The sequence below is a fragment of the Ancylomarina sp. genome, from assembly GCF_041555295.1.
GTDB lineage: Bacteria > Bacteroidota > Bacteroidia > Bacteroidales > Marinifilaceae > Ancylomarina.
Map to the genome: position 1 here is coordinate 1 of NZ_JBFFKR010000370.1, position 2,769 is coordinate 2,769.

At 34.4% G+C, this 2,769-nt stretch carries 3 protein-coding genes; 1 reads left to right on the plus strand and 2 read right to left on the minus strand.

Translation table 11 applies throughout. The annotated features are described in order from the left end of the window. Positions 1 to 641, minus strand: a 641-nt coding sequence (locus tag ABY905_RS16055) for a magnesium transporter MgtE N-terminal domain-containing protein (protein ID WP_372645699.1), incomplete at its 3' end; no start/stop codon positions are given. 245 nt (positions 642 to 886) lie between these two features. Further along, positions 887 to 1,666: a 16S rRNA (adenine(1518)-N(6)/adenine(1519)-N(6))-dimethyltransferase RsmA gene (gene rsmA / locus ABY905_RS16060; protein ID WP_372645701.1), complete on the minus strand. Its 780-nt coding sequence runs from the start codon at positions 1,664 to 1,666 to the stop codon at positions 887 to 889. Between the two features lie 325 nt (positions 1,667 to 1,991). Here rsmA and ABY905_RS16065 point away from each other — a divergent pair. Further along, on the plus strand, positions 1,992 to 2,769 hold a 778-nt coding region (locus tag ABY905_RS16065), incomplete at its 3' end, for a lysylphosphatidylglycerol synthase transmembrane domain-containing protein (protein ID WP_372645703.1).

Here is a 2,769-nt window from a genome sequence, read left to right on the forward strand (position 1 = left end):
GTATGTACTGACATGACATCAGGTTCATAAATATTAACGATTTTGGCAGAAGTAGGACTCAGGATCATCTTTTTAAGAGATAGTGTTCCTATTAGTTTTCCATCATCATTAACAACATATACGTAATAAATTTCGTCAATATCCTCAGCTTGACGGCTAAGCTCACGAAGACAGGTAAGAACGGTCCAATTTTCATTGACGATAACCAACTCTTTTCCCATCAAACCACCAGCGGTGTCTTCATCGTAATGTAGAAGATCTACAATATCTCCGGCTGTTTCAATGTCCTCTATATGAGAAAGAAGTTCTTCTTGTTTTTCTTCTGAAAGAGCACCAATTAGGTCGGCAGCATCATCAGAATCCATATGATCAATGAATTTTTTAGCTATGACCTCTATTGGAAGACCTTTTATAAATCGAATACGGTCGTCTTCTTCAATTTCTGAAAGAACATCGGCACCTATATCATCATCGAGAAGTAGAAATATATATCTGGCTTCTTCGGTATTTAATTCGTCTAAAATATCTGCAATATCTGCTGGATGCAGATGTTCAACTATCGCTTTTGCTTCAGTCTCATTTTTCTGATCTATAAGCTTTCTTAGATCATCGATGTATTCGCGGGTTAATTCAAATTGCATAACATCTTATTTTTTTGAGTGTGTGACGAATTTTCTTAGATCATTGATCTTATTATTGACATATTGAAGAATGTTCTGCATCCCAAATGTGACGCAGAATGTTCGTATCGATTATATGAAAATAGGCTTTTATTTAAAATTTAGATCAGAGAACTATTTACTTTAGCATCTAATATAATTAAATAGTTGATAAAGTAATAGAAATTCAAATTTTGAGAGGCAGCTTTAAGTCTGGAATAGTAAATCTATTGGGCTAGAAGTGCTTCAATTTTATTAGTTAACTCCACGAATTCTGGAACAGTAAGCTGCTCAGGTCTTTGTCCCATGATGTCGTCATCGAGCTTAAGGTCACCCAATAAGCTTTTTAGAGAATTCCTGAGTGTTTTTCGTCGTTGATTAAAGCCAGTTTTAACAACTCGGATAAATAAGGGCTCACTGCATTCTAAATGAGTAGTGGTGTTGCGACTCATACGAATAACGCCAGAATTAACTTTAGGCGGTGGATTGAAAACTTCAGGGCCAACCGTGAAAAGGTAATCAATATTGTAGAAAGCCTGCATCAATACACTTAAAATACCATAGGCTTTGCAGCTAGGCTTTGCACTCATGCGTTCTGCTACTTCTTTTTGAATCATACAAACAACTTCAGGGATTTGATCACGATAATCAAGAACCCTAAAGAAAATTTGTGAAGAAATATTGTAAGGGAAATTCCCAATGATGACAAAAGGCTCATCGAATAATTTTGATAAGTCGTAACGAAGGAAATCTTCGCCTATAATTCGACCATCTAACTCAGGATATTTGTCCTTTAAGTAGGCTACCGATTCGGTGTCAATTTCTACAACATGAGTTTCAAAACTCTTATTCGGCAGAAGATATTGAGTTAAAACACCCATTCCTGGGCCTATTTCCAACACTTTATTTATTTGGTTAGCTTGTAAGCTATCAACAATTTTCTTGGCGATATTTAAATCTTTTAAGAAATGCTGCCCTAAATTTTTCTTTGCTCTAACGTTACCCATATTCTGGTCTTCAATACTTTTTTAACAGGATATTTATTCTTAGGCTAAAAAAACCAAAGTATTTTACAAACATTTCGTTATTTTTGCGGTTCACCTGTCGTATAATTACGGCAAATTTAGAACTAAATACCATAAGAACAGGGTTTACTTGTTGAAATTTTAAAATTCATTGACAAGAAAATCTAGATTTGTTTATTTCAGCAATATTCATGTTGTAAAATTCAATCTGATTGATGATTTGATCAGAGTAGGAGGTTTATTGCTCGAAAACTGATAAAGCAAGCTTGAGTTATGGGAAAATAACCTGGTACAAAAACAGAACACATTGAAGAAAACATTAAGTCAAAGTATAAAATTCCTAATTTTCTTTTCTATAAGCGCCTTTTTATTTTGGTTAATCTATAGAGGACAAGATACATCTGAAATTTTTGAGGTGTTGAAAAATGAGGTCAACTATTTATGGATTCTAGTTTCTCTCCTCTTTGGACTTTTGAGTCATGTTAGTCGTACTATTCGATGGAATATGTTGATCGAGTCATTGGGTCGAAAGCCACGTTTTACCAATACTTTCTTAGCTGTAATGGTTGGTTATTTCGCAAATTTAGCCTTGCCCCGAATGGGAGAGATTTCTCGTTGTGGTGTCATCAGTAAATATGAAGACGTTTCGTTCTCAAAGCTTATTGGGACCGTGGTTTTGGAAAGAGCTTTAGATATTGTTATGCTTTTGTTACTTCTAGTTCTGACCATGTTTACGCAATTTGAGGTATTGTCTGATTTTATGACACGCAACCCACAAGTTAGTTCTAAGTTGTCTGCTGTTTTTGCCTCGTCAATTACCATGTATGTAATGGTTGCTTTAGCATTGGTCGTATTTATTTTCAGAAAGAGGTTTAAGCACACCACATTTTATAAGAAGATAATATTCACTCTTGGGAACTTTATGGATGGATTTAAAGCTATTAGTAAGCTTGATAACAAACTGTCCTTTATATTACATACTGTGTTTATATGGGTGATGTATTATATGATGACTTATATTTGTTTTTTTAGTTTTGGCTTTACTTCAAATTTACCAGCATTAGCAGGACTTACTGTTTTTGTCA